Source organism: Halobacillus sp. K22 (assembly GCF_052246795.1).
GTDB lineage: Bacteria > Bacillota > Bacilli > Bacillales > Halobacillaceae > Halobacillus.
Genome location: NZ_JBQQCN010000012.1, coordinates 51409 through 72812, shown reverse-complemented (window position 1 = coordinate 72812; position 21404 = coordinate 51409). Strand labels below are relative to the sequence as shown.

Here is a 21404-nt window from a genome sequence, read left to right as displayed (position 1 = left end):
AAGTTATAACGCCTGACTTGGCTAAGTCAGGCGTATTTTGCTTAGGATAAGAAGAGAAGGAGAGTGTTTCACGTGAAACAAATATGTGTATTTGCGGGCTCAAGTGCGGGTCACAATCCAGCGTATGCCGAAGGAGCCAAGAAACTCGGGAAAGCATTTGCTGAAAAAAATATTGAGCTGGTATATGGCGGAGCTAAAAGCGGTTTAATGGGGGTGCTTGCAGACAGCATACTCGAGCAGGGAGGAAAGGTAACAGGAGTCATGCCTACTGAGTTATTTGACCGTGAAATTGCCCACACGGAACTCAGCGACTTTATTGAAGTGAATACGATGCATGAACGAAAAGCGAAGATGAGCGAACTTGCTGATGGTTACATCGCCCTCCCTGGTGGATTTGGAACATTTGAAGAGCTGTTTGAGACCGTGAGCTGGGCTCAGATAGGACTGCACCAGAAGCCTGTGGCTTTATTTAATATTGAGGGGTATTATACGCCTTTGAAACGATTAATTGAGCATGCCATTGAGGCAGGATTTGTCCCTGAAACGAATCGGAGCATCATTGTAGATTCCGCTGACCCCTATGGACTATTAGATATGATGAACAACTACGATTCGAGGAATCAATAAAAAAACAGACCAGCCGCTAGCGTTGGTCTGTTTTTTTACACATTTATTGTTTTCACAAATGAAAGCCCCAGGTAACGATAGGTCACGTTAATCCGTTCAATAGGAGTATTCTCTGTTATGCTCAAACCATAGATCCTTTCAGGGGTTTCAGAATCAGCTTTTGCCTGCTTGGAGAATGGAATCGGAGCACTTTTGGGTTCGAGTGTAATCGTCTCGTAGTCTTGCATTCCGTATTCTTCTTCATAAGGCTGATAGGTATCTGTAATAATAAATCCTTTAGTAGAGTTACTGACCTGCATGCGAACTTTTGAGGGAGCTTCATTTGCATTGATCGAAACATCGGTAATATGGATGTCTCCTAATAGATTCTTGTTTCCAAGGGCGACAATCACCGATAACTTGTCGCTAGTCGTTCCAATCGAACCCTGCGTGAGGGGCGGGTTCATTTTTAAGTAGCCGAGCAGTCCAATTATTAAAATTATAAGTACAAAAGAAATAGAGCGTAGAATTTTCTTCAAGGGATCCCTCCTTCCTATAAAGTAGTTTTATAAAAGTATATGTGTATTCCCGTGGGTGATATGAAAAGCAAAATTCAGCCCGTAAGAAAAAATAGTATTGCGCCCGGTATATGCATGTGATATGATGTTAAACGTCGCAGTAAGAAAGCCATCATGGTCCGGTAGTTCAGTTGGTTAGAATGCCTGCCTGTCACGCAGGAGGTCGCGGGTTCGAGTCCCGTCCGGACCGCCATTGCTATTATAACACGTGGATCGTTAGAAATTTAACGAATGAACGTGAATAGTTTTTGACAAATAAATGCTTTTTTACTTAATGAACGTGCTGAAAATCGTTCAACTGCGAATGAATAAGGAAAACTGTGGTTCAGTCGCTAGTGTAAATGTCGAAAATTAGCTGGGTTGAGTGAACAAAGAAGAAAACTTTATATTACGGCTCGGTAGCTCAGTCGGTAGAGCAACGGACTGAAAATCCGTGTGTCGGCGGTTCGATTCCGTCCCGAGCCACTCTCTGTAAAAGTCTGCGATAAACTCGCAGGCTTTTTTTGTAGAATCAAATTATTCAATTCTTTCTTATATTACTAATTTTTTCATATAGTTAAAGAAAAATACCAGAATAGTTGTATATTTTATAGTGTTTTCGGGCATGTTAAAGGCGAAAATATTAGCATTAATACCTTGTTTTGGTAAGTATATGATATTAATATTACATTTTTTCTCCCCTATTTTATTAATAATTTTCATATGATAGGTTTATTAAGTGAAAATATAACTAATAATAATAAAAAATAGATAAATAGATTCGCAGGGGGAAAAGAAATGAAGAAAGATAGAAAGGCGATTATGAAAAAGGCCGCTTTTACAGGAGTACTGGTATTAAGCTTAACTGCGGGGACTGCTTATGCAGAGAAGAACCTGAATACGGTGTATAAGGTGTACGTAGATGAAGAAGCGATCGGGACCGTAGAAAAAAAGGAAGACATACAATCGTTTATTGAAGATCGTATCCATAGAGCAGAAACCACGTACAACGGACAGAATCTTAAATTGGATGAGGATATTACATTTAAACCAGAAACAAATCTATCTGCTGATACCAATAAAGCTAAGGTCCTGGAGCAATTAGATAAATCGACTTCTATTTACGGTGAATCCGTTAAAGTAACCATCGATGATCGCACGGTCGCTCATCTATCTCCCGATGCGGAAGTAGAGGAAGTTAAGCAAAGGTTAAAAGAAAGTTATGTGGAAGAAGAAGCTCTTGCTCAATTAGAAACCAAAGATACCAAAGGTAAACATATAGAGAATGATGAAGAGGGGCCCACAGTCATGTCGGTTGAGCTAAGCCATGACATTAAAGGAGAGAGCTCGAAGGTACACCCTTCCCAACTCTCTTCTGTTTCACAAGCCGTGCAAAAGGCGAAAGAAGGGGCTGTTGTGGAAGCTCGTAATGAAGTCCAAGTGGGAAATGTACCGGTTGGACAGGGACCTGCCGAACCCCTGACCGAAGTAGTGGTTAAAGAAAAAGAGGTTCAGGAAGAAACCATTGAACCCTCCCGAAAGGTTGTAAAGACCAACGATTTATTAAAAGGGGAGACGGAAACGGAACAAGAAGGCAGCGAAGGAACAAAAGAAATTCATACATTGATTACCAAAAAGAATGGCACCGTGGAGACGAAAGAAACCGTAAAAGAAGAAGTGGTGGAAGAGCCTGTTGAGGAAGTCATACTTAAAGGGACGAAAACGATCCCTTCTCGCGGCACTGGTACTTTCGCCTGGCCTGCAGTCGGCGGAACGATTACCAGCCATGTGGGTGAAAGATGGGGAAGGTATCATAAAGGGATTGATATTGCGGGAGTGGATGATCGGACGATCAAGGCTGCTGATAACGGAGAAGTCGTTACGGCTGAATATCAGTCTGGATTTGGTAATAAAGTAGTGATCGATCATAATAACGGATATCAAACGATTTATGCTCATCTCGATACGATTGATGTGGAGGCTGGAGAAACCGTCCGAAAAGGAAATAAACTTGGCATGATGGGGACGACTGGCAACTCTACAGGTATCCATCTGCATTTTGAGATTCACAAAAATGGAAATCTCGAAAATCCAGCCTCCTTTTTCTAATGATCGCTTTTATATTTTTGTGGGGATATTAAAGAAAAGCTCCCGATACTGGAAGACTTGATTTCGAAATATTGGTGGAGCGGAAGGTCCTGCGGGGGAAGATTTCGCTTTCCGCGGGCATGTGCTGAGCTTCCTCGGGCTTAACAGCCCTGCGGGATCTCACCGATCATGTTCATCCCGCAGGAGTCTACATCGTCCCCCTCCGGACTTTGCCAAATCAGCAACTCGAAACCACTTAAGATATCTTCTTGATGAACTAAAAGATCATGGGGACATGAGGATTTTTCATGCTATAACGATGTGTAATAGCCAGAAGCATTTAATACCAGTTAAAAAGGAGAGCATTCTCTCTTCTGGCAGGGTCCGTTATTTCCCCGCCAACCTTCTACCTTTTAAGTAACGGACCACGTTTATCTCGAAACTGAGTCTTCATAATCCGGCTCTATTGTGCAGTAAGCTTTTTTGAAAAATCAACAAGAATATTTAATCGAATATTTTAGTTAGAAACCGCTATGGATCGTTGCCATAGCGGTTTTTCTGTAGAAATAATTTATTTTTTCTGAATGCATTTGCCATAACTTTTTATTAGAAAAAGACATTTTTCCATAAATAAGTTAAAATGATAGAAGGTATATAGAAGTCGAGGAAAGGGATGTGACGGTGTATGGCACTGAAGATCTTAGTTGTAGACGATGAAAAGCCGATTGCAGATATATTAAAATTCAATTTGGAGAAAGAAGGATATGAAGTTGTGTGTGCTTATGATGGTGATGAAGCCATTCAAAAAGCAGACGAAGAAGATCCTGACTTAATCTTATTAGATATTATGCTTCCGAATAAAGACGGAAACGAAGTCTGTCGTGAAGTACGTAAAAATCATAATATGCCGATTATTATGCTGACAGCTAAAGACGCTGAAATAGATAAAGTATTAGGACTTGAAATGGGTGCCGACGATTACGTGACCAAACCATTCAGTAATCGCGAGCTGATTGCCAGAGTAAAAGCTAACTTGCGTCGTCAGCAGCAGGAGCCGGAAGACAGCTCCCAGCAGCCTAAAGACATAACGATAGGAAGATTATCCATTCATCCAGATGCTTATACAGTAACGCGGGACGGCTCTTACATTGAACTGACGCACCGTGAATTTGAATTACTACATTACTTAGCCCGTCATATCGGACAGGTAATGACGCGTGAGCATTTGCTGGAGACCGTCTGGGGCTACGACTATTATGGAGACGTAAGAACCGTAGACGTTACCGTGCGACGACTGCGCGAGAAGATCGAAGAAAATCCAAGTAATCCTGTCTGGATCGTTACCAGACGCGGAGTTGGTTATTATTTAAGAAATCCAGAGCAGGAGTAATGTTTTCATGAAGAAAGTAGGTTTTTTTCAGTCCGTCAGACTGAAGCTGATTCTCGTTTATATTCTGCTTCTACTATTAGGCATCCAAGTAATTGGTGCCTATTTTGTTGATAGGCTGGATACTAATCTGACAGAAAACTTCACAAATTCGATTGAAGACCGCTTAAATACACTCACGTATAGTCTCCAAAATGCGTTTGAGGCAGAAAGAAGCGAAGGTGATCCCACTTTACAGGCCGATGTAGAGGGGCTGATCAATGAATTCAATGGTTCCGATATCAAAAAATTACAAGTGATTGAAAAGTCAGGACCGAATATTATTGCCTCGTTCGACAGCGACAGTGATGAACGAGAAAACGTCGGGAAAAAAGTAACAGATTCAAGGATCACCAAAGTGTTTATTCTGGGGGACACAGATCCGCGGACCGTACAGGAGGAGGGGACAAACAACCGCTTGTATGTAGGAGAAAAACCCATTACAAATGAAGCCGGGGAAATTGTAGGGGTACTCCATTATCAAGCTCGCATGAATAGCATCTACGAGCAAATGCAGTCCATTAACAGTATATTTGCCAAAGGAACCCTTCTTGCTATAACGGTGACGGCTCTGCTAGGCATCCTGGTGGCCCGAACGATTACCAAGCCCTTAACTGAGATGAAAAAGCAGGCTCAGATTATGGCTACCGGTGATTTCTCTCAAAAAGTGGATGTGAAAGGTAATGACGAAATTGGACAGCTTGGTCTTACGTTTAACGACCTGAACGATAAGCTGAAGTTAGCCCAGGCGACAACGGAAGGGGAGCGTCGGAAATTAAGTTCCGTTTTGTCGAATATGTCGGATGGTGTCATTGCGACAGACCGAATAGGAGCGATTATTTTAATGAATGCTCCAGCCTCGAGGCTGATCGGTCAGACGTTTGAAGAAGTCCAGGGCCAGTCTTTAATTGATGTACTCGATCTGAGTGATCAAATGGAGGATATCTCGGAAGTGGAAGAAGCAGGATCGATGATCATTGACCTCAGCAGTGAAGACAAACACTTACTAATTAAAGCGAATTTCTCGGCTGTTGAGGACGAGAATGAAGAAATGGATGGGTTTATTTCGGTGATTAGTGACGTTACCGAACAGGAGAAGGTAGAGCAGGAACGCCGGGAATTCGTGTCTAATGTTTCCCACGAGTTGCGTACACCGCTGACGACGATGCGGAGCTACATTGAGGCATTATATGATGGAGCATGGCAGGATCCGGAGATTGCTCCAAGGTTCCTTGACGTTACCCAAAACGAAACCGACCGTATGATTCGCTTAGTCAATGATTTGCTGCAATTAACGAAGATGGACCATAAGGAAACCACTTTGATGAAGGATCGAGTCGAATTTGTCGGCTTTTTTAGTCAGATCATTGATCGATTCGAGATGAATAAAGATGAGAATTTGACATTCGAAAGGAACCTTCCTAAGAAAAATATGTACGTCTGGATGGACAAAGACAAATTAACACAAGTGTTGGATAACGTTATTTCCAACGCTGTGAAATATTCGCCTGAAGGCGGTACAATTCGCTTTGATGCGTACTCTACGAGAAAACAGCTGCGAGTGAGTGTGACCGACCAAGGTATCGGAATGCCGGCAGATACAGTCGATAAAATCTTTGATCGATTTTACCGTGTAGATAAATCACGAGCCAGAGAAATGGGCGGCACCGGTCTTGGCCTCGCTATTGCCCGGGAAATGATTGAAGCCCATCACGGCAAAATATGGGCAGAGAGCAGAGAGGGTAAAGGGACCTCGGTACACTTTACACTTCCGTTAATGAGTCAGAAGCGGAGGGGAAATTCATGAACATTGAATCATTGAAGTCCGTGATTTTGGTGATATTGATTGCTTTAAGTCTATTGTTATCTGTCGCTTTATGGAACTATCAACCGAGCGGTGAAGTGGTGGAAGAGGGAGAAGAAGTGATCGATACGACTGAATTAGATGGAGAAGAAAACGATTTGGTAAGCCTGGTGGAGCCGGAGCAGTTCGTCTTTCATGAAATCGGAGCTTCCTATGCCTACAAGGAGCCCCAGGAAAAATCGGATATGTACGACAGGATGAAGCAGTGGGAACTATTGAATGTGGATAACACTCCAGAGCAGCCTAACTTTGAGAATAATCGTGTTGTGGAAGCTATTTTCCCTGAAGAGCTTCCTTTAAAAGTACTGGAAAACATCTTTACGGTAAACTCAGGTGAGCTTTCGGAGACCGAAGGATTTAACCGACTGTTCTTTGTACACAGTCATGATAGTAACTCTTCTTATTATGAGGTACTGGCTGTAGACACAACGGATGATGCGGCGCCAGCCAAGCTTCAGGCTAATATTGATGAAGATGACGGCAGCCGATTATTTGATGAATTGGATGACAAGGATGACTTAATTGAGCAGATTGCATTGGATGGTTCGATCTCTCTCCTGGATAATTCAGAAATCGAAAACAATGTTTATCTTCCTGAAGATCGCACTACTTATCCAGAAGAAGTGTTACAGACCACCCCGATTCCGCTCGTTCCGATCCAAAATGACCTTTTCCCAGCCAATGCTGTGGTCTCGTCTTCAACGATCTCTGGACATCGCCGTCTGGCTACGACAGACCGAAGATTGGATGTTCTGGATAATGAAACGAGACTAAGATATGAGTACATGATCCCGAACCGCGCTAACCCAAGTCCAATGTTTGAGTATGAGTTACTAACGAGAAGTTTAAGTGATGTTAATAACCATGTGGGCTGGACCAATACGTTTTATCTGGATAGCATTTCTTCGACTATGGAAGAAGCTACTTATCGGATGCATTTCAATGGGCTGCCTATTCTTTCAAGCGATACGGATATAGAAATTATGTCTATCAAATATGAACAAGATTCTATTCAGGAGTACCTCCGTCCACTAGTCAGTTTTGAACGCTATCCCTATGATAATACAGCTTCGGATGAGCTTGTTTCAGGAGTAGAAGTCAGGGAATTCCTTAATGAATCTGATCAATATGACATCGAAGAAATAGAAGGCTTGAAAATAGGCTATCAGTTAAAGGAACAACGCCCAAATCTTGCTTACTCCCTTTTTCCTAGATGGTTTATCAAAATTTCTGGCAGCTGGAGCCCTTTGGAAATGGAAGAGATGTCTCAAAATGAAGAAATATCCTAGGAAGGGGGCGGGTAATTATGCAATGGGGACAGATTAAAGTTCTATTCATTATTAGCTTTTTGATCCTGGATCTTTTTCTGCTTCAACAGTTTCTGGAAAAGCAGCAGACTTCAGAAATTGGTCCTATAGCTACGGCTAATGAGGAAGACTTTGAAACGGAGCTTGAGAATAATGAGATTACCGTTTCCTGGGATAATATCCCTTCAGAAACCCCTTCCGTCCCTCAAACGATGACATCTGGAGGGGAATTCTCAGAAGGAGTCCTTTCCCAAATTCAAAATTTGAGAGAGGGAGATCAGCAGAGTGTGGTTGTACAGGAAGATATGGTTTTAAAAGGAGAACTGAATGAACCGGTGGAAATAGACGAGGAAAATATAGAGAATCAAGTGAACAACATCGTTCCTTTCAGCAATCAGTACGAGCTGTGGAATTGGAACGAAGAGGAAGGTGTATTGTTGTTTTTCCAGAAAAAGAATGATCGTACGATCTTCTTTAATACCAGAGGCTTCTTAATGCTTGAGGTTAAAGACGGAGAAATAACAAACTATGTGGCAACTCTATTGTCTTTTGCGGATACAGAGGAAGAGGACACACCTTCCACGATTCAGGATCCTCAGTTGATTCAACCGCGTAAAATTATTCAGAAATTGATGGACGAAGACCAATTGACTGCTGGTGATGAGGTGACCAGCATGGAAATTGGTTACTACAATAGTATTAATTTAGTGCCGGGAGAGGAAAATGGCCCTCAAGTATTCGCTCCAACGTGGAAAGTAACGGTAAATGGAGAAGAAAATCTGTTTGTCTTTGCAATAACGGGAGCCATTATTGATAACGATGAGTCCGACTTTATTCAAAGAGTAAAGAGCTCTTTTGACTTAAATGTAGGTAATGAGGGAGAAACTTCCTTGCCTCTTGTGGATAATGAAAGTAGCGACGAAGAAACAAACAATGGAGTGTCTAATGAATGACTTTACGTATGAGTGTACTAGCTTCAGGCAGTACAGGTAATGCTTTTTATATAGAATCTGGGGAAGAAAAGATTTTAGTCGATGCAGGATTAAGCGGGAAGCGTATCGAAGGTTTATTGCAGCAAGTGAATATTGATCCTAATGACTTATCCAGGATTTTAGTTACGCATGAGCATAGCGACCATATAAAGGGGCTTGGGATCATGGCGAGACGCTATAATCTGCCCGTCTATGCGAATGAGAAAACGTGGCACGCCATGGAAGGGCATATTGGTAAACTGTCGTTAGACCAGAAATTTCATTTCAATATGGAAGAAACGAAGACATTCGGCAAGCTCGATATAGAATCGTTTGCGGTCTCGCACGATGCGGCGGATCCTATGTTTTTCACGTTTCATCAGGATGGCAAAAAAGTAGCTCTTGTCACGGATTTAGGTTATGTATCGGAAAGAATCAAAAAAACGGTAGAAGATGCCGACGCTTATATTTTTGAGTCCAACCACGATGTGAGTATGCTCCGCATGGGGAGATATCCTTGGAATGTGAAACGTCGTATATTAGGAGACTCCGGCCACGTCTCGAACGAAGACTGCGCTCTTGCCTTAACGGATATTCTGACGGACCGCACGCAGCGCATCTATCTGGCACACTTGAGTCTTGATAATAATATGAAGGACCTGGCGCGGATGTCCGTGCGAAACATTTTGGATGAACGGGGATTCCACATTGGCTCTAACCTTGAGCTTCATGATACGGATCCTAAACAAGCGACACCTATTTATGAGGTATAGCTGCGTTTTATTTTTGGTAAAACAGGAAAGAATACGTGAGTAGATCCATAAACGAGCGAAGAAAGGATGGGTGAAGCCGCGTGGGTTATTATGATGACCACTCCCCAGCTGCCCAGCAGAAGAACAACCGACGACGTTGGGTCATGCCTACGATTGTAGGCGTGATCCTTGGTGCAGTATTAATTTTGTTAGCACTTCCAGCTCTTGTTCAGACGGAATTACTCCCTTATGAGATTACCATTCCTGAAGATGAGAGCGGGCTAGTCGAGGATGACCAGGGGCTTACAGGAGACACGACGAAAAATGTGAAGCTGGATGTAACTTCTCAAATTACAGATGTTGTAGATAAAGTGACTCCTTCTGTCGTAGGGGTTGTGAATCTTCAATCTCAGCAGGATTTCTGGGAACAGAATGGTTCCAATCAACAGAGTAATGTAGGTTCAGGCGTCATCTACAAAAATGAAGAGGGAACAGCTTATGTCGTGACTAACAATCACGTCATTGAAGGGGCCAATGAAATAGAAGTGGTACTTGCCGATGAGACGAGAATTAAAGCTCAGCTTGTCGGAAGTGATGTGTTTACAGATTTAGCAGTACTTAAAATGCCTGGGGATGAGGTTGAGCATACGATTGAATTGGGGAGTTCGGACAATCTTAAAGTCGGAGAACCGGCCATTGCCATCGGTAACCCATTAGGACTGCGCTTTTCCGGATCGGTCACTCAAGGAATCATCAGCGGTAAGCAGCGTGCGATTCCGCAGGACTTTAATGGTGATGGCTTAGAAGACTGGCAGGCAGAAGTTATTCAAACGGATGCCGCCATTAATCCAGGAAACAGCGGGGGAGCGTTAATTAATCTAGAGGGTCAATTGATCGGGATTAACTCTATGAAGATTGCTCAATCGGCTGTGGAAGGGATAGGATTCGCTATTCCTATTGATTCCGCCAAACCGATTATTGATGAACTGGAACAATACGGACAAGTGAACCGTCCTTATATCGGTGTCGAAGCTTATGGACTCAATGAAGTGCCGAGCTCGGAGTGGGAAGGTACGTTGAATTTACCAGAAGAAGTTGAAGGCGGACTCTATATACGAAGTATTAAACAGATGTCGCCGGCAGCTAAAGCCGGATTGCAGCCACTTGATGTCATCACTTCTCTTGATGGCAACAAAGTGAAGGACATTATTGATCTTCGCAAATACTTGTATAATGAAAAAGATGCAGGAGATGACCTGGAGATCACGTACTACCGGGATGGTGAAAAGAACACTACCACCGTAACCCTTGGTTCACAAGAATAGGAAATGAAGAAAGAGGTATTCTTAAAACTACACATTTAAGAATACCTCTTTTATTGTCGAAAAACCTCATATTATATCCACAGCCTGTGAATAGTGTTCTGGATAAATAGCATATATGGTGGCGAACGTAAATTCTACTACCATATACCCCGTCGAAATTGTGCATATGTGGACAGTTTTGTGGATAACCTGGATACCTCCGTGGAAAACCTGTGAATATTAGAAAATTAACAATAGTTGTGCATAAGTCTGTGGACAATTGTGGGTAACTAAAATCGTTAGTTAGATTTTCCACATGTGGGTAACTTTTGACCCTTATATTTTGAAGCGCATGTAAGGATAATGAATGCTTCGTAAAGGATGTAAAAATAAACGAAGGGTAAATTTATACTCTAGTTGTAGTTGGACTCCAATTTCTCTAACGATTTTCGAAAGTGTGGATAAATATCACTTGATTGTAGATATTCGAAACTTTTTCCGGTAATAACGAGAAAAGCCAAAAATTAATGGTGTCAGGACTAGCGTTGGTAAAAACCACAAGAAGATGCTGATCGATGAAATATTCAATAAGCGCGGGGCTCCAAAAACTGTGAAGCAAATCATCTTAGTTATTCATATATTTCCATCTTCCTGAATTGTTTCGTACAATAACAGTAGAGGAGGAGATAACGTGATTGATCTACGGAGTGATACTGTAACCAAGCCTACCCGCGCCATGCGTGAAGTTGCCTTTAAAGCAGAGGTGGGAGATGATGTATATGAAGAGGATCCCACGGTAAAAAAGCTTGAGAATCGAGCTGCTGAGATTACAGGGAAAGAAGCCGCTCTTTTTGTGACGAGTGGTACGCAGGGGAATCAAATCTCTGTGCTGACCCATTGCAGTCCTGGGGATGAAGTTCTGATGGAAGCGAGTGCCCATCTATTTTTATACGAAGGGGCCTCCATGTCTGCCCTGGCCGGCGTCCAGCCGAGAACGCTGCAGGGAAAAAGAGGGGCCATGAACCCTCATGATGTAAAAGCTGCGATCCGTCCCGATGATATTCATTTTCCGGAAACGGGGCTGATCTGTCTGGAAAATAGCCATAACAAGGCTGGAGGAGCGATTCTTCCTTTAGAAAATATGCAGGAAATTTATCAAATGGCACAGGAATCTGGTATTCCGGTTCATCTGGACGGAGCAAGAATATTCAATGCTTCCGTGGCTGCCGGTGTTTCTATAAAAGAGTATGCCGAGCAGACGACGACCATTCAATTCTGCTTATCCAAGGGGTTAGGAGCTCCGGTGGGATCCATGATTGCCGGATCAGAAGATTTTATCCGAAAAGCGCGCAAATGGAGAAAACGTCTCGGCGGCGGTTTACGTCAGGTGGGAATGATTGCGGCTCCGGGTCTTGTGGCGCTGAATGAAATGGTGGAGCGGCTTGCGGAAGATCACGAGCATGCTCAGCAGTTAGCGGAAGGGTTAGGAAATATAAAAGGACTGGAAATTGAGAATAATGTGGATACGAATATTATCCTAGTCAATGTGGAAGGACGGGGAAAGACTTCGCATGAATTTCTCGAGGAACTGAAAAGTAAGGGTGTGCTTGCTGTACCTTTTGGACCTCACACGGTCCGGTTTGTTACCCACTATGATGTTTCACGTGAAAACATCGATCACGTGATTGAACGAGTCAATCAGTGCTTGTAATATATGGAATTGTACATATTGAGCGGCTCTCCATCATAAAGTGAAGTATGAGATCACCTGGAGGCAGTTCATCAGTCAAAAGAGGGACTCGAAAGTTTACACTTTGGAGGTGAGTTCCATGCCGGAACTTGAGACTGGTCAAAGTACGAGAAAGCATCTGTCAGCCGCCCAGCACCGCATTTTCGCTGAAATGTTTGATAAGGATCGCTTTGTGGACGGTATTCCATTGGATGAACTCAGTAAGCATGTCAGGAAATCTAAATCGTATAAGAAAACCACTAAGCGAATGAAATGACCTCCCCTCACCCCTTTGGAGAAATCCGGAGGGGTTTTTTTATTAAGAAGCTCTACATAGTGGTTTAAAGTATAATATTTAGCTGGGAAGGCTAATGCAGGTTCCTAATTTTTGTATAAAAACGAACGTTAATAAATTTATTTTAATTTTTGTTCGTATTTTTGTTGAACGTGTCAAAAGAGTCTGCTATATTATCACAGTAGCCCAATTACATATCCAACTCGTATATTCTCGGAAATAAGGTCCGAGCGTCTCTACCCGGTTCCCAATGAAAGAACTGGACTACGAGTTAAAGTACACCCATGTTCAGCAGGTTTCTTATGGTTTCGTTTACCATACTTTAGCCGTGGTGTGCTTTGACTTTGTAGGTCTAGAAGGTAGAGAACTCTCTACTTTTCTAGGCCTTTTTTTATGGACTGAGTAAGAGAGTGTGAGGAGCGTATGAGGGTTCAGAAAGCTATTATTATATTTGTTAAGGAGAGATTTATTTTGATGAAAAAATATGCACCACTCGCTATTATTTCTATTCTATTAGTATCATTACTTGCGGCATGCACATCATCCGATCAGGCAGCGGCCGAAGATGAAGAAAGCACCAAGCAGCCGATTATTGTTCAAGGTCCAATGCCGATTGAAGCGGAAAAGTTTGCTGAACGCTTGGAAGATGTGGAAGAAGAGAAATCCGGATCGTTTGTTTTTTATAAAGGAACCGTGAATGATTATCCCGTCATCGTAGCAAAAACCGGAAAAGGGATGGAAAACACAGCAGCAGCTACGGCCATCGCGATTGAAAAATACGATCCGGCAGCGATTATTAACCAGGGAACATCCGGCGGACATGACCCGGACCTGCATGTCTATGACATCGTCTTAGGAGAACGTACGACGAATATCGGATCGTTGAAAACAGGAAGCAGAGAAGATGGAGAAGGGATCGCTCCGAAAGAATGGATTCCTATGGACCTTATGGCTTCTGAAGGAAGCGCAGGAGAAGATCCTGATGCAGAAAATATTCGCTACTTTGAAGCGGACGAAGACCTACTTGCTGCCGCTCAGGCTGTGAAAGATGTTCACGAGAAAGGGAAAGTAGTTGAAGGTACGATTGGCTCGGCGGACGTCTGGAACAATGAAGTGGACCGCATACAGTGGTTCCATGAAAAGTATGGAACTTCCGTTGAGGAAATGGAAGGCGCGGCGGGCGCACAGATCGCCAAGTCTTATGACGTGCCATACTTAGGTATCCGCATCCTTTCCAACAACAAAGTTAACGGGGGAGAGTACGATCCGAATACAGCCGAAGCGAACCAGGCTTATGTGTATGAAGTCGTGAAAGAATATATCTCTACCCAGACAGGCGAATAAGATAGGAAAAGCCCCTGGTCAAGCTGCTAAACTGACCAGGGGCTTTTTTGTATTCTTCATATCATTTATAGAGATGCTTGCAGCCCGGCTTTATTAATAAAGTTCCAGGGCTGATTAAAGTGCGGCTGGAAGAAGAAATCTACGTAGCCGAGTTCTTCCATCGTCATTCCGCTTTGGATGCAGACACTCATAGTATTGATCGATTGCGTAACGTCTGCTTTGGAAATCACCTGTGCACCTAGTACCCGGTGGGTGGCCGGATCAAACGTGACTTTTAATTGAACGTGTTCAGCGGTCGGCATAAAGCCCGGACGGTGCGTATCTTCAATTGTGATGCTTTTCACATGAGTGTTTAACAGTTGAGCTGATGTTTCCGTTAATCCGGTCGATGCCATATTCAGATCATAAATGTGCAGTCCTGAAGTTCCTTGCGTGCCCACATGCTTCATGGTCGGCTGCACGAGGTTTCTCGCTGCTAAGGTTCCCATGCGCACGGCGTTGGTAGCAAGCGGAATGTAAGCATGCTCGCCTGTCGGGTTGTATTTTACTGCACAACAGTCCCCGGCTGAGAAAATCGCTGGGTCACTCGTCTGCATATACTCATCCACTTTGATTGCCCCGTTCGGCAGCATATCCACTTTTCCTTTAAGCAGATCGGTATTCGGGCGGAAGCCGACACACATAATCACAAGATCAGTTTCATATGCGCCATGGTTCGTGAAAACTTTCGTAACGGATCCGTCAGTACCTTCAAACCTTTGGACCGTTTCGTTCATCGCAAGCGTAATGCCGCGGTCTGTGAAATCTTTTTCTACGATATCGGTAAATTCAGGATCTAAATATTTATTTAAAATCCGGTCAGCGCCATCGATTAAGGTCACCTGTTTACCGGCTTTTTCAAAGGCTTCGACCAATTCCACTCCAATGTAGCCGGCACCTACGACGGTAACTCGCTCTACGTCTTTGGTGCGTTCAATGATCGTATTTGCCTGAGTAAAGTTTTTGGCTAATAAAATGTTCTCCAGGTTGATCCCTTCAATTGGAGGGGTGATCGGCCAGGAACCTGTCGTCATGACTAATTTATCATAAGCATCGTGAACCGTTTCTCCGGTGACTAGATTCGTCGCCGTTATGGTTTGATTGGTGGCATCTATATCTTCTACGTCATGCTGCATCTTCATCGTAATGCCGAGCTTCTGGAGCTCTTCAGGAGAGGAATAAAACAACCCTTGAGGATCTTTGACCACTCCGCCTACATATAGGGCCAGTCCCAAGATAGAAAGGATACATTGTCATTTCGCTCATAAACCGTAATGTCAGCGTCAGGGTAAAGATTTGCCATATTTGTAACCGCAGCCGTTCCTGCGTGAGTACTTCCAATAACAGCAATTTTCATGATGAAATCCTCCTTAGATGTTGTATGTGAAATAATTCACATAATCAACTATGAATCTATTATATAAGCGGATCGAATAAATAGCAAGAGTTTTGTTCAACATTTCACATGGTTTCCGTGTGGTATTTTTTGTCACCTCAGGTCATCCATATTCTGGTTAATCCATAATCTGGATGACCTGAGGATCCAGATTATTCCTGTGTGTGATACATTAGTGGGTAGACGATTATATGGGGGAGGAATGGGCATGGATGTAAAGTTTCAAACGGGTTCGAAGCGGTTTAATTATAGGGCGGCGGGCATACTGATCGAGCAGGATCATGTGTTACTACATAAGCAAGTGGACGACACGCACTGGGCGCTCCCCGGAGGAAGGGTTGAGCTCGGTGAACAGGCAGGGGACACGATCGTAAGGGAGATGAACGAAGAACTTGGATATGAGGTGGACGTCGCTAGTACTCCGTGGATCGCAGAGAATTTCTTTCACTATGATGGACATGACTATCATGAGCTTGGCTTTTACTTCTATTTAATCTCTGGTCGGTCTCATTTTCAGGAAGGGCCTTTCCAAGGGCTGGAAGGGGAGCGGCTCATCTATCAATGGATTCCGATTACGGAATTGAACGAACTCATCGTGCAGCCTGAATTTCTGACTGCTGGACTCGGCAGGCTGCCAGAACATACGGAGCATGTGGTCATTGAGAATTAAAACCATCCTATTCGTGCTGCTCATCCCGGTTCTCCTGCCAGGGTGCAGCTCGGAAGTGCCACTTTATGATTACGATCGAAGTTCAGTCGTTGAGGAGTCCGAGAAATTGCCTGAAAAGGCTAAGCTCCCTAAACAGCTGCCTTTTAAGGCGTTCGACGTTCAAGTTAGTAATGATATGGTCGGCGGGGGCTCTGTTATATCCTTCATTAATGAACACAACAGTGTATTACGTGTTCTGGTCAGTGATTATGATTTTCAATCGAATAATGCCCTTTCCTATGAATCAAAACCAATTAAAATCTCCGATGAATGGAGGGGCGAGTACATTTTAGATGCCGAGGGGCACTCGATCTTATGGAAGGAAGAGAATCTTTATTACAGACTTGATTACCACTCGTTTTCTAGTGAAGATGATCTCTCCAGAGAACAAGTCCTCCAGGTGATTCGGCAGTTTGAACCTCTGCCCTAATCTTGTGACCAAAAGCCTTTTGTTCTAAAATGATTTCAAAGCTCGTACAATAAGGGGCAGAAAACTTCCGGAGGTGACGAAGTGAAGAAACGATTCCTCACTTGGACACTCATACTATTTGCGATATATGGCGTCCTTATCGGTCTATACTTATTTCAATGGGCCGGGTTTGGTGTGCCCGAAGCTTATCAAGGGACATCGGCTGACCCGGCTACTTTTATGACGGAAAAAGAACTCGCGCAGAGTCAGGACTATTCCCGTTATAAAGATTTTCTCTACTTTGTCAGTCTGCCGCTCGAGTGGATCATTTATTTAGGTGTGATGATCTTTGGAATATCCACGGTTTTTAAACAGTCCAGCGAGAAAGTGTCCCGTTTTTCGATCGTACATATCCCGGTGTATGTCCTGCTTCTTTCCACATTAACCTGGATACTTACGTTTCCGGTTGATTACATCAGCCGCAGACTGTCACTCAGCTATGGCATATCCACACAGACGTTTTCCGACTGGATGAAAGATGAGTTAATCAGCTTCTGGGTGGGCTATATCATTATGGCGCTGCTCATTACGGTTTTGTACACGCTGATGAGAAAGTTCGAAAAACGCTGGTGGCTGTACGCATCGATTTTAATGGTGCCGTTTTTAGTGTTCATGATGTACCTGCAGCCGGTGGTCATTGACCCACTATACAATGAGTTCTCCGATCTGAAGGATAAAAACTTAGAAGCAAAGATTCTGACCCTTGCGGATGAAGCGAATATTCCCGCCGAGCGAGTTTATGAAGTTAATATGTCCGAAGAAACGAACAGTATGAACGCTTACGTGAACGGAATTGGCTCCAATTTAAGAATTGTTCTATGGGATACAACGCTCAACCGCCTGCAGGAAAAAGAAGTGCTGTTCATTATGGCCCATGAGATTGGCCACTATGTGATGCATCACCTGTACTGGAACCTGTTCGGAGCGGTCGCTGCCGCATTCATTGGACTATATCTGGCGTATCATCTTATGAAATATTCAGTACGTAAGTGGGGAGATAAACTAAACATAAAGTCAGTCTCGGATATTTCCGGACTGCCGGTCCTCTTCATCATTCTATCGTTACTAAGCTTTGCAGCCACACCTGTAGAGCTTGCAATTTCAAGAAACGCAGAGATGGATGCGGACGTGTACGCGATTGAAATGACGCAAAACCAAGAAGCGGCGGTCGGCGCCTTTCAGGAGTTGACGGTGAATGGACTTAGTGAAGTAAATCCTCCGGCATTAGTAAAATATCTGCGCTACGGTCATCCGACGATGATGGAGCGCATTCACCTGCTCGAACAATACCAGCAAACCGAATAAAAGTAGTGTTTCACCTCAAGTCATCCATTTTCTGGATGAACTGAGGTGGTAAAAATTAGCACCTTCAAGGGTGCTTTTTTATTTGTGTTAGCTGTATTGGTATGATGGTTATAGAGAGAATATTCCCGCATGAAAGGAGTCCAATTATGGAGAAGAGACCCAAAGTTACCGTAATCGGCAGTATTAATATGGATTTGACCGTCCAAACGTCCATTATGCCTAAGCAGGGAGAGACGGTGCTTGGCGACCACTTTAATACTTATCCAGGCGGAAAAGGAGCCAATCAGGCTGTGGCCGCTGCGCGTCTAGGGGCGGATGTCTGTTTACTGGGAGCTATCGGTGATGACGATTTCGGTGCGAACCTTCTAAACCATTTACGGGAAGAAGGAATTAACACAGCCTCTGTATCTATGCAGGAGAACGTATCGACTGGTACAGCTACCATTATCTTATCGAATCAAGATAACCGTATAATTGTGGCTCCAGGAGCCAACCGAATGGTTACTCCTGATTATATTAAGGAACATCTACACGTCATAAAAGAGAGCGACATCATTCTGACGCAGTTAGAAATTCCCATCGACACGATTACTTATCTAGCCTCTCTCTCAGAAGAATTAAAGGTCCCTATGATCTTAAATCCTGCCCCTTACCAGCCTCTGCCTGCTTCTGTCGTCGAAGCCTTTCGCTACATAACTCCAAATGAAACGGAAGCAGAGCTGTTCAAAAAAGAATTACAAGAAGGAATCAAAGGGGATCAATGGATCACCACCAAAGGGAAAGAGGGCGTCAGTATCTATAAAAAAGGAGAAGAACTAAAGATTCCAGGCTACCCTGTGAACGTAGAAGATACGACAGGTGCGGGTGATACCTTTAATGGAGCCTTGGCTGCTTATCTTGGCCGTGAGTACACCCTCGAGGATTCAGTGAGGATAGCGAATGCAGCCGCTGCTTTATCGGTGACACAGAAAGGCGCCCAGAGCGGGATGCCGACCCAGGAAGCTGTGGAACGCTTCATGAAAGAGAACTAAGATGAAGAAAAAAACATCCACCTCAGGTCATCCATATTATGGATGACCTGAGGTGGTTAATTATGGAATGGGGTAAAACATGATAAAATAGATACAAAACGCGCGACGGACGGAGGATGAAATCTTGAAAATTAGTATCGTAACTGTAGGTAAACTAAAAGAGAAATACTTAAAGCAGGGAATCGAAGAATATGTGAAGCGGCTCGGACCTTACGCCAAAGTGGATATTATCGAAGTTCCGGATGAGAAAGCTCCTGAAAACTTAAGTGAAGCTCAAATGGAAGAAGTAAAACAGAAAGAAGGGGAGCGGATCCTGTCTAAAATCTCAAACGACACATACGTGATGACGCTTGAAATTGAAGCGAAACAGCTGACTTCTGAGAAACTGGCCAGCCATATGGACGGGCTTGCTACGTATGGGAAGAGTAAAGTGGCGTTTGTGATTGGCGGATCGCTTGGGTTGAGTGATGATGTGCTGAAGCGGAGTGACTTTAGTCTGTCATTTTCTAAGATGACGTTTCCGCATCAGTTGATGCGGTTGATGTTAGTGGAGCAGGTGTACCGGGCGTTTAAGATTATGAAGGGTGAGCCTTATCATAAGTGATGGCAAAACAAGGATTATTAAAGATGCTTCATTCTTATATATAATTTCAAGAGTGTTCACTCCAAATATCCAATAAGCCCTTTACGATAAAAATGCGAGAAGGAAATTGAGGACCATTTATCTTCTCGCCGTAAATTCTGATATATTATTCATCATTCTTTCCTTTTTCTGCGGGGAAAGCTTAAGGCTCTACTACAAAAGAGTTAATATAGAATTTGATTCGGTTGAGCCATGAAGATTCCCCGGGTGCACAGGTAAATTGAATCGCATGAGCTATTACATACTAAAAGCTACCGTCTAGCAATGCATTCCATTTTAGTCGAGTTGCGCGCTCCACGCTCCCTGCTACGGCGCAGAAACCGAGTCCAACGTTGATCCACACCGGTAGAGTAATGGGTGAGTTGAAGGTACCGAATCGCTGAGCTATCAGGGGCACCTGAGTGGCCGCTTCAATAATCTGAGGGATGGCTAGAACTATTGGAACAATGAGCATCATTAACGAAATAAATCCAATACATCGGCTCAAAGTCGGATGCTCGCGATCAAGACGAGCACGCCGACCTTCAGCAGAACTTTCATCCGGGATAAGCTGGTGCACCGTTCCTTCGTCGGTGACGAAATGGCAACGTTTAAGGCCAAAAACCGTGGACGCTACCTTGATCCTGCCTCCAGCCACGGCGAACTCGGCAGGTAGTTTAGACTCTGCGTAATGTTTGCCATCGAGGTATAGGTGTGCCTTTCCTTTCCCGTCATCTGAGAAAAACTGTTGCCAATACGAGACTTCAACTGCGAACACCTTTTTTTGGCCAGCATCGTTTGTCAATGTGAGGTAAAACAAGGCGCGGGAGAACGGCTGCCACCAGCGGAACCTCTTTAGCGGAAGCCCGTTCCCGGCCTTGACTCGTCGTGCGGCTTTATATCTACTTATCTTTTTGAACATTTCCTTACCTCCCTTAGTATATTAAATTAACCACTAGGGAACCCTTCCTTATTTTCTTCATTCTATGCTTTCACTGACGCCACACATTACTGAATCCGAATATTACCCGAACCTGTCCCCACAATTGGAATGGTTGCTTTATTTAAGCGAACCAACACTACCCTAAGTTTAAGAGGAACTTAAGATTACAGCATTAAACCAAGCATGAAAGGAAGGAATGATGGGGTGAATGGAGCTATACGACTGTGAATGGAACACTCCCAACGCCTTAATTGGTGTCTTCGGTATGGAAATTATAGATTAAATAGTAATTGATGGTCGTAATGCAAAGCCGGATCAGGCAGAGGAGATCATCGAAATAGGGGTGAGAATAGGGGCAGTAGAGCCGGATTAAATTAGGCAGAGAATTTATTGAGGATGTTTCTGTAATTTATAATGACAAAGTAATATATTGAGAATGTTGATGGAAAACTATGAACCATTGACCGTCAAGTATCTGGTGGGATTCGGCCTCCTATTTAATCAGTCTAGGGCAGAAGAGCATTCAGGTGAGTCCATTTGTGCCTTACCTGTGCTGAGTAAGGAAGTTCTATTGATGATGGGGCAAGTAATAGCTTGTTAACAAGAAATGCGATTTCTTATAGAACAAAAATTTGTTTATAATAAAA

General features: G+C 43.5%; 19 protein-coding genes, 2 tRNA genes, 1 pseudogene and 1 riboswitch. Of the genes and pseudogenes, 19 read left to right on the top strand and 3 right to left on the bottom strand.

What is annotated here, in order from left to right:
• Positions 1 to 72: 72 nt before the first annotated feature.
• Positions 73 to 627, top strand: a complete 555-nt coding sequence (locus ACTWPM_RS10585) for a TIGR00730 family Rossman fold protein (protein WP_443133009.1) — start codon at positions 73 to 75, stop codon at positions 625 to 627.
• Between the two features lie 35 nt (positions 628 to 662).
• Here the strand turns inward: ACTWPM_RS10585 and ACTWPM_RS10580 are convergent, their stop codons facing one another.
• Positions 663 to 1145 (bottom strand): hypothetical protein, encoded by a 483-nt coding sequence (locus ACTWPM_RS10580; protein WP_443133008.1) that lies wholly within the window; start codon positions 1143 to 1145, stop codon positions 663 to 665.
• 155 nt (positions 1146 to 1300) lie between these two features.
• Between ACTWPM_RS10580 and ACTWPM_RS10575 the strand changes: the two genes are divergently transcribed.
• The 12 genes from ACTWPM_RS10575 (at position 1301) to ACTWPM_RS10520 (ending at position 14243) form a co-directional block, all read left to right on the top strand.
• Positions 1301 to 1377 (top strand) — tRNA-Asp (locus tag ACTWPM_RS10575).
• 199 nt (positions 1378 to 1576) lie between these two features.
• A tRNA-Phe gene (locus tag ACTWPM_RS10570) sits at positions 1577 to 1649 on the top strand.
• Between the two features lie 312 nt (positions 1650 to 1961).
• A complete protein-coding gene (locus ACTWPM_RS10565) occupies positions 1962 to 3272 on the top strand; it encodes a peptidoglycan DD-metalloendopeptidase family protein (RefSeq protein WP_443133007.1) in 1311 nt (436 codons plus the stop codon).
• A 664-nt stretch (positions 3273 to 3936) separates the two neighbouring features.
• Positions 3937 to 4641, top strand: coding sequence for a response regulator YycF (yycF, locus tag ACTWPM_RS10560; RefSeq protein WP_443123162.1), 705 nt, complete (start codon positions 3937 to 3939; stop codon positions 4639 to 4641).
• Between the two features lie 7 nt (positions 4642 to 4648).
• Positions 4649 to 6484 (top strand): cell wall metabolism sensor histidine kinase WalK, encoded by a 1836-nt coding sequence (gene walK, locus ACTWPM_RS10555; RefSeq protein WP_443133006.1) that lies wholly within the window; start codon positions 4649 to 4651, stop codon positions 6482 to 6484.
• The gene (locus ACTWPM_RS10550) at positions 6481 to 7830 is read left to right on the top strand and encodes a YycH family regulatory protein (protein ID WP_443133005.1); all 1350 of its coding nucleotides are present in this window, start codon (positions 6481 to 6483) and stop codon (positions 7828 to 7830) included. The genes walK and ACTWPM_RS10550 overlap by 4 nt, the downstream gene beginning before the upstream one ends.
• Before the next feature lie 17 nt (positions 7831 to 7847).
• The gene (locus ACTWPM_RS10545; protein ID WP_443133004.1) at positions 7848 to 8801 is read left to right on the top strand and encodes a two-component system regulatory protein YycI; all 954 of its coding nucleotides are present in this window, start codon (positions 7848 to 7850) and stop codon (positions 8799 to 8801) included.
• Positions 8798 to 9592 carry an MBL fold metallo-hydrolase gene (locus ACTWPM_RS10540; protein ID WP_443133003.1) on the top strand — a complete coding sequence of 265 codons (795 nt, stop codon included), beginning with the start codon at positions 8798 to 8800 and terminating at the stop codon, positions 9590 to 9592. The genes ACTWPM_RS10545 and ACTWPM_RS10540 overlap by 4 nt, the downstream gene beginning before the upstream one ends.
• A gap of 80 nt (positions 9593 to 9672) precedes the next feature.
• Entirely contained in the window at positions 9673 to 10896 is a 1224-nt protein-coding gene (locus ACTWPM_RS10535) for a S1C family serine protease (protein ID WP_443133002.1), read from the top strand.
• 670 nt (positions 10897 to 11566) lie between these two features.
• A complete protein-coding gene (ltaE, locus tag ACTWPM_RS10530; protein ID WP_443133001.1) occupies positions 11567 to 12586 on the top strand; it encodes a low-specificity L-threonine aldolase in 1020 nt (339 codons plus the stop codon).
• Positions 12587 to 12704: 118 nt separating this feature from the next.
• A complete protein-coding gene (locus tag ACTWPM_RS10525) occupies positions 12705 to 12881 on the top strand; it encodes a hypothetical protein (protein WP_443133000.1) in 177 nt (58 codons plus the stop codon).
• Positions 12882 to 13082: 201 nt separating this feature from the next.
• Positions 13083 to 13186: riboswitch (purine riboswitch) on the top strand.
• Between the two features lie 187 nt (positions 13187 to 13373).
• Positions 13374 to 14243: a 5'-methylthioadenosine/S-adenosylhomocysteine nucleosidase gene (locus ACTWPM_RS10520; protein WP_443133044.1), complete on the top strand. Its 870-nt coding sequence runs from the start codon at positions 13374 to 13376 to the stop codon at positions 14241 to 14243.
• Positions 14244 to 14308: 65 nt separating this feature from the next.
• Here ACTWPM_RS10520 and ACTWPM_RS10515 read toward each other — a convergent pair.
• A pseudogene (locus ACTWPM_RS10515) lies at positions 14309 to 15639 on the bottom strand (FAD-dependent oxidoreductase).
• A gap of 247 nt (positions 15640 to 15886) precedes the next feature.
• On the opposite strand from ACTWPM_RS10515, the gene ACTWPM_RS10510 reads away from it, so the two are divergent.
• The 5 genes from ACTWPM_RS10510 to rlmH all read left to right on the top strand — a co-directional run bounded on the left by ACTWPM_RS10510 (position 15887) and on the right by rlmH (position 19796).
• The gene (locus tag ACTWPM_RS10510) at positions 15887 to 16348 is read left to right on the top strand and encodes an NUDIX hydrolase (protein ID WP_443132999.1); all 462 of its coding nucleotides are present in this window, start codon (positions 15887 to 15889) and stop codon (positions 16346 to 16348) included.
• A complete protein-coding gene (locus tag ACTWPM_RS10505; protein WP_443132998.1) occupies positions 16338 to 16817 on the top strand; it encodes a hypothetical protein in 480 nt (159 codons plus the stop codon). The genes ACTWPM_RS10510 and ACTWPM_RS10505 overlap by 11 nt, the downstream gene beginning before the upstream one ends.
• Positions 16818 to 16898: 81 nt before the next feature.
• On the top strand, positions 16899 to 18161 hold the full coding sequence (locus ACTWPM_RS10500) for a M48 family metallopeptidase (protein ID WP_443132997.1): 1263 nt from the start codon (positions 16899 to 16901) through the stop codon (positions 18159 to 18161).
• Between the two features lie 146 nt (positions 18162 to 18307).
• The gene (gene rbsK / locus ACTWPM_RS10495; RefSeq protein ID WP_443132996.1) at positions 18308 to 19192 is read left to right on the top strand and encodes a ribokinase; all 885 of its coding nucleotides are present in this window, start codon (positions 18308 to 18310) and stop codon (positions 19190 to 19192) included.
• A 124-nt stretch (positions 19193 to 19316) separates the two neighbouring features.
• Positions 19317 to 19796, top strand: coding sequence for a 23S rRNA (pseudouridine(1915)-N(3))-methyltransferase RlmH (gene rlmH / locus ACTWPM_RS10490; RefSeq protein ID WP_443132995.1), 480 nt, complete (start codon positions 19317 to 19319; stop codon positions 19794 to 19796).
• Positions 19797 to 20079: 283 nt separating this feature from the next.
• Here rlmH and ACTWPM_RS10485 read toward each other — a convergent pair whose 3' ends face one another.
• The gene (locus tag ACTWPM_RS10485) at positions 20080 to 20736 is read right to left on the bottom strand and encodes a hypothetical protein (protein WP_443132994.1); all 657 of its coding nucleotides are present in this window, start codon (positions 20734 to 20736) and stop codon (positions 20080 to 20082) included.
• A 463-nt stretch (positions 20737 to 21199) separates the two neighbouring features.
• On the opposite strand from ACTWPM_RS10485, the gene ACTWPM_RS10480 reads away from it, so the two are divergent.
• Positions 21200 to 21358, top strand: a complete 159-nt coding sequence (locus tag ACTWPM_RS10480; protein ID WP_443132993.1) for a hypothetical protein — start codon at positions 21200 to 21202, stop codon at positions 21356 to 21358.
• Positions 21359 to 21404 lie beyond the last annotated feature (46 nt).

Coding starts and splice junctions, on each gene's coding strand:
- rbsK (WP_443132996.1), top strand. CDS start 18,308: ATGGAGAAGAGACCCAAAGTTACCGTAATCGGCAGTATTAATATGGAT.
- ACTWPM_RS10525 (WP_443133000.1), top strand. CDS start 12,705: ATGCCGGAACTTGAGACTGGTCAAAGTACGAGAAAGCATCTGTCAGCC.
- ACTWPM_RS10520 (WP_443133044.1), top strand. CDS start 13,374: ATGAAAAAATATGCACCACTCGCTATTATTTCTATTCTATTAGTATCA.
- ACTWPM_RS10545 (WP_443133004.1), top strand. CDS start 7,848: ATGCAATGGGGACAGATTAAAGTTCTATTCATTATTAGCTTTTTGATC.
- ACTWPM_RS10540 (WP_443133003.1), top strand. CDS start 8,798: ATGACTTTACGTATGAGTGTACTAGCTTCAGGCAGTACAGGTAATGCT.
- ACTWPM_RS10485 (WP_443132994.1), bottom strand. CDS start 20,736: ATGTTCAAAAAGATAAGTAGATATAAAGCCGCACGACGAGTCAAGGCC.
- ACTWPM_RS10550 (WP_443133005.1), top strand. CDS start 6,481: ATGAACATTGAATCATTGAAGTCCGTGATTTTGGTGATATTGATTGCT.
- ACTWPM_RS10565 (WP_443133007.1), top strand. CDS start 1,962: ATGAAGAAAGATAGAAAGGCGATTATGAAAAAGGCCGCTTTTACAGGA.
- ACTWPM_RS10480 (WP_443132993.1), top strand. CDS start 21,200: ATGGAAAACTATGAACCATTGACCGTCAAGTATCTGGTGGGATTCGGC.
- ACTWPM_RS10510 (WP_443132999.1), top strand. CDS start 15,887: ATGGATGTAAAGTTTCAAACGGGTTCGAAGCGGTTTAATTATAGGGCG.
- yycF (WP_443123162.1), top strand. CDS start 3,937: ATGGCACTGAAGATCTTAGTTGTAGACGATGAAAAGCCGATTGCAGAT.
- walK (WP_443133006.1), top strand. CDS start 4,649: ATGAAGAAAGTAGGTTTTTTTCAGTCCGTCAGACTGAAGCTGATTCTC.